6 protein-coding genes are annotated in these 5234 nt (G+C 73.0%); 2 read left to right on the plus strand and 4 right to left on the minus strand.

All coding sequences use genetic code 11. The features are described from left to right. Together ACSW7Y_RS16065 and ACSW7Y_RS16070 are read right to left on the minus strand one after the other, a co-directional pair. Nucleotides 1-665, minus strand: a 665-nt coding sequence (locus ACSW7Y_RS16065; RefSeq protein ID WP_438127243.1) for a dihydroxyacetone kinase subunit DhaK, incomplete at its 3' end; no start/stop codon positions are given. Further along, nucleotides 662-2044 (minus strand): MFS transporter, encoded by a 1383-nt coding sequence (locus tag ACSW7Y_RS16070; protein WP_438127244.1) that lies wholly within the window; start codon nucleotides 2042-2044, stop codon nucleotides 662-664. The genes ACSW7Y_RS16070 and ACSW7Y_RS16065, both read right to left, overlap by 4 nt. Nucleotides 2045-2258: 214 nt before the next feature. Here ACSW7Y_RS16070 and ACSW7Y_RS16075 point away from each other — a divergent pair, with 214 nt between their 5' ends. Further along, complete coding sequence (locus ACSW7Y_RS16075) at nucleotides 2259-3014, plus strand: FadR/GntR family transcriptional regulator (protein ID WP_438127245.1); 756 nt, start codon at nucleotides 2259-2261, stop codon at nucleotides 3012-3014. 98 nt (nucleotides 3015-3112) lie between these two features. After that, on the plus strand, nucleotides 3113-3760 hold the full coding sequence (locus ACSW7Y_RS16080) for a class I SAM-dependent methyltransferase (protein WP_438127246.1): 648 nt from the start codon (nucleotides 3113-3115) through the stop codon (nucleotides 3758-3760). Nucleotides 3761-3772: 12 nt separating this feature from the next. On the opposite strand, the gene ACSW7Y_RS16085 is transcribed toward ACSW7Y_RS16080, so the two are convergent. After that, nucleotides 3773-4651, minus strand: coding sequence for a sugar phosphate isomerase/epimerase family protein (locus ACSW7Y_RS16085; RefSeq protein ID WP_438127248.1), 879 nt, complete (start codon nucleotides 4649-4651; stop codon nucleotides 3773-3775). A 44-nt stretch (nucleotides 4652-4695) separates the two neighbouring features. Then, nucleotides 4696-5234: DUF993 family protein (locus ACSW7Y_RS16090; protein ID WP_438127247.1), on the minus strand; the 539-nt coding region annotated here is incomplete at its 5' end.

The raw sequence follows: 5234 nt of genomic DNA on the forward strand, positions 1-5234 counted from the left end.
ATGCCCCGCTCGCCGTGGATGCCCATGCCGATCGCCATCCGGCCCTCCGGGACCGTGAAGAGCGGCTCGTCGGCGCCCGGCAGGGAACAACCGGAGAAGGCGACACCGAAGCTCCGCGTCCGGTCGTTCGCGCGCTCGGCCACGGCGGCGACGGTGTCGAGGTCGTCCCCGCGCTCGGCGGCGGCACCGGCGACCTTGAACACGCAGAGGTCCCCGGCGATCCCGCGACGCTCGTGCGTCCGGTCCGCGGGTGCACTCGCGACGTCGTCGGTCACCCGCACCGTGCGGACGGGGACGCCCCGCGCCTCGAGTGTCCGGGCGGCGGCGTCGAAGTTGAGGACGTCGCCGGCGTAGTTGCCGTAGGAGAGGAGGACTCCCCCGCCGTGGTCGACGGCCGTCGCGACCGCGGTGACCTGCTGGGCACTCGGGCTGGCGAAGAGGTTGCCCATCGCGGCGCCCGCCGCGAGGCCGTGCCCCACGAAGCCGCCGAACGCCGGGTAGTGACCGGAGCCGCCGCCGACGACGAGGGCGACGGCTCCGTCGGGACTCGTGGTGGCGCGGGCGACCCCGCCGTGCACCTTCCGGACCCGCGCGCGGTTCGCGGCGACGAAGCCGTCCACCATCTCGTCGGCGAAGTCCGCCGGGTCGTTGTACAGCCGGGTCATGCGCGGGTCTCCGCCCGCTCGGGCTCGACCGTGCGGATGCTGCCGGTCAGCTCGCCCTTGCTGCGGCGGGCGAGCACGACCATGAGCACGCTCGACAGCAGCATGAAGAACCCGACCACGAACATCGGGAGCTGGTAGCCGCCCGTGGCGTCCTTGAGCGCACCCGTGATGTACGGCGCGGCGAACCCGCCGAGGTTGCCGAGCGTGTTGATGAGCGCGACACCCGCCGCGGCCGCCGCACCGGAGAGGAACCGGGTCGGCATGGTCCAGAAGTTCGGGAGGGCGGCGAAGATCGCGCAGGCCGTGACCGCGATGACGGCGACGGTGGCCGCCGGCGAGTTCATGTAGAGCGCGACCGGGATGGACAGGCCGCCGACCAGGGCGGGGACCGCGATGTGCCAGACCTGCACGCCACGGCGGAACGCGTCACGGGACCAGAAGTAGAGGACCACCGCGGCGGGCACGTACGGGATCGCCGTGATGAGGCCCTTCTGGAACAGGTCGAACGTGGTGCCGAACTGCTGCTGGAAGCCGTCGATGATCGTGGGGAGGAAGAAGCTCAGCGCGTAGAGGCCGTAGATGAAGCCGAAGTAGACCCCGGCGAGCATCCAGACCCGGCCGGACCCGAACGCCGCCTTGAGGCCGCCCTTCGCGCCGTGCCCGTCCCGCTTGTCCTTGTCCTCGGCCGCGAGCGCACCCTCGAGCCAGGTCTTCTCGTCCTCGTCGAGCCACTTCGCCTGGGACGGCTTGTCCTTGAGGACGAAGAGGCACAGGACGCCGACGGCGATCGCGGGGATGGAGACGCAGAGGAACATGAAGCGCCAGCCCTCGAGGCCGCCGAGGAGGCCCTCGTGGGTCATCAGCCAGCCGGCGAGCGGCGACCCGATGACGCTGGTGAGCGGCTGCGCCAGGTAGAACAGCGCGAGCATCTTGCCGCGGTGGCGTGCGGGGACCCAGGTGGAGAGGAACAAGATCGCGCCCGGGAAGAACCCGGCCTCGGCGACACCGAGCAGGAAGCGGAGGCCGACGAGCTGCGGGTAGTTCTGCACCCAGGTGAAGAGCAACGAGACGATGCCCCACGTGATCATGATGCGGGCGAGCCACACGCGGGCGCCGAACTTGTGGAGCGCCAGGTTCGACGGGACCTCGAGCACGAGGTAGCCGATGAAGAAGACGCCGGAGGCGAACCCGAACTGCGCCGCCGTCAGACCGAGGTCGGCCTCGAGGCCGTTCGGGGCGGCGAACGAGATCGCGGTGCGGTCGAGGAAGTTGATGAAGAACATCAGCGCCACGAAGGGCACGATGCGTGTCGCGATCTTGCGGATGGCCGATCGTTCGACCGCCGAGGTCGGGATGCCTCGGGTCGCGGGGATGTCCACGGTGACTCCTGCTCTGGGGGATGGTTCGGACGCTGCTGCGCGCCGGTTCCTGCGGGCGCCGCTGTGCGCCGGGGTCCAGTGTGGGCGCTCCTTCCCAACTTGTCAACCGGTTGACCAAGCTGCGCGAGATGTCACGGAACGGTCGCCGGCCGCTGCGGTCCTCGGCCCGGCGCGGTCGGGCGGGAACCGGTTGACCGACCGGTACGCTCGCCCCATGCCCGCGTTCAGTGAGAACGACCCGCTCAACATCCGCCTCGAGCTCGAGTCGGTGCCGGCCGGGTCCCCCGCCTCCGAGGTCGCGCGGCAACTCGTGTCCCTCCTGACGGCGGGCGACCTCGCTCCGGGCTCCCGGCTGCCGTCCGAACGGGTGCTCTCGGAACGCCTCGGCGTCGGCCGGTCCGCTGTGCGGGAGGCCCTCGCGGCACTCGAGATCCTCGGCATCGTGCAGATCCGACCGGGGTCGGGCACCTACCTGCGCGGCGGGACCTCCGACCTGCTGCCGACCACGCTCTCGTGGGGGCTCATGCTCGCCTCGAACCGGACACGGGAACTGCTCGAGGTGCGGTCGTCGCTCGAGCGCACTGCGGCCATCCTCGCGGCGCAGCGGGCCACTCCGGAGCAGCTCGATGAACTGCAGACCTACCTCGACCGCCAGCAGGAGTCGCTCGACGACCCCGACACGTTCATCGACGCCGACGTCCGGTTCCACGTCCTCATGGCCCGGGCTGCGGGGAACGACGTGCTCGCGGACCTGCTGCAGAGCCTCCGGTCGATGTTGAGCGTCTGGGTCGGCCGACGCGTGCGGACCCGGCAGGCGACCGAGGCGGCGTACGACGAGCACCGGGCGATCCTCGACGCGCTCCGGGCAGGTGACGTGGCGGCGACGCAGCGGGCGATGGACGACCACATGGCGACGGCGAGCGCCCGTATCGAGAACGCCGAGCCCGTCCCGGCTGAGGCCGACGCCTAGCCGACGTCCCCTCACCCGGCGCGGCTCGGCACCGGAGGGCGTTGCCGGACCGGCAACGCCGCTTGCGCTCGACGCCGACCGTCCGGTGGAGTGCTCTCGTGCACGCCCACGACGACCCCACGACCGACTCCGACGCCCGCTCCTGGTGGGAGGCCCGGTACGCCGAACGCGACGGCATCTGGTCGGGCCGGGTGAACGCCGTGCTCGCCTCGGTCGCGACGGGGCTGCCGGTCGGGCGGGCGCTCGACCTCGGCTGCGGTGAGGGCGGCGACGTCGTGTGGCTCGCCGAGCGCGGATGGTCGGTGGTCGGGGTCGACCTGTCGGTGACGGCGTTGGCCCGGGCATCGGCGGCGGCCGTCGCAGCCGGGGTCGAGGCGTGCACCGCCTTCGTCGCGGCGGACCTGGCCACCTGGGACACCGGCGCACGGTTCGACCTCGTGACGGCGTCGTTCCTGCAGTCGTGGCCCGTCGAGATCCCGCGTGCGGCGATCCTCCGCCGGGCGTCGGGGCTCGTGGCCCCCGGCGGGCACCTGCTCGTCACCGCGCACGCCGCTCCCCCGCACGCTGACCTCCCCGATGAGCTCCGCGGGTACCGGTTCCCGGCGCCGTCGGAGGACCTGGCAGCGCTCGGACTCGACGACGGGTGGGAGGTCCTCGAGGCCGCCGAGCGTCCGCGCACCGCGACGGCGTCCGACGGTCACGAGCACCACACGGCGGACAGCGTCGTGCTCGTCCGACGCCGCTGAGCGCGAGCCCCGTCAGCGCGGCAGCGGCACCTCGGTGGCGAAGGCTCGCACGACCCGGTCCACGACCTCCGGAGCCGGCGCGTCCCACACGTCCTGGTTGAAGATCTCGACCTCGATGTCCCCGGTCCACCCGGCCGCCGTGACCGCTGCCGTCACCGGCCCGAAGTCGACGTGCCCCTCGCCCATCACCCCGCGGGACAGGAGCGGGTCCGCGGCGATCGGGGTCGTCCAGTCACACACCTGGAACGACGCGATCCGCCCCGCGGCACCGGCACGAGCGACGGAGGCCTCGAGTGCGGGGTCCCACCAGACGTGGAACGTGTCGACGACGACCCCGACCGCGGCGCTCGGGAACGGCGCGGCGAGGTCGAGTGCCTGCGCGAGCGTCGACACGACGGCTCGGTCGGCGGCGTACATCGGGTGCAGCGGCTCGACGGCGAGCTGGACACCCGCGTCGAGGGCGTGCGGCACGAGGTCGGCGAGCGCGTCGGACACGCGGGACCGAGCGCCGACGAGGTCCTTCGAGCCGTCCGGCAGGCCGCCGGCGACGAGCACGAGGACGGCTGCGGACCCCGGCGCTCCGGCGGCGGCGAGCGCGGCGGTCTCGTCGATCGCCCGATGATTGTCGTCGAGCGCTGCAGTGCGTCGGGGCCCGTCCGGGAGCGTGAAGAACCCGCCCCGGCAGTGCGACGACACCCGGAGGCCGGAGTCGGCCACCATGCGCGCGGCGTCGTCGAGTCCGACCGCGGCGACCGGCTCGCGCCAGGTGCCGATCGCGCCGACGCCGGCCGCCGACACGACGTCGAGGGCCTCGGGGAGGGTCGCGTACTTGACGGTCGCCTGGTTGATCGAGAGCCGCGGATGCGGTGTCGCCGTCGTCCCGGCGTCCACGCTGTCGGCGTGCGCGGCGTGCGCGGCGAGCCGGCCCCCGGCCGTCACGCGACCACCCCCGCGAGGTGGGCTGCGTCGAGGGTCGACCCGTGCCTCCCGGCCGTCGACGGAGCCGACACCCCTGCCAGCGCGAGCAGGTCGTGCCAACGCCGGGCGGCGAGCGCCGGCTCCTCGAAGGCACCGCACGCGTTCGCGAGCCGGACCGTCTCGGACAGGTGCGGCAGGGAGCGGCCGGCATGCAGACCGCCGACCATCGTGAACGCGGACTGGTGCCCGTTCAGCCACGCGAGGAACGCGATCCCCGTCTTGTAGTGCCACACGGGTGCGCTGAACACGTGCCGTGAGAGCGCTTCGGTCGGGCCGAGCAGGGCGCGGAACGCGGCCTCGTCGGGCAGGGCCCGCACGGCGGCGGAAGCGACGGGACCGAGGGCTGCGAAGGCTCCGAGCAGGGCGTCCGAGTGGTGCGTGCCGTCGCCGGCGATGAGGTCCACGTAGTGGTGGTCGTCGCCGGTGAACATCCGGACGCCCTCGGGGAGGCGCGCACGGAGGTCGGTCTCGGCGCGGGCGTCGAGGAGGCTCATCT

This window comes from Curtobacterium flaccumfaciens, from assembly GCF_051548005.1.
Lineage (GTDB): Bacteria > Actinomycetota > Actinomycetes > Actinomycetales > Microbacteriaceae > Curtobacterium.

Bases quoted from the DNA above. Each gene is read 5' to 3' on its own strand.
- ACSW7Y_RS16075 (WP_438127245.1), top strand. From the start codon at position 2,259: ATGCCCGCGTTCAGTGAGAACGACCCGCTCAACATCCGCCTCGAGCTC.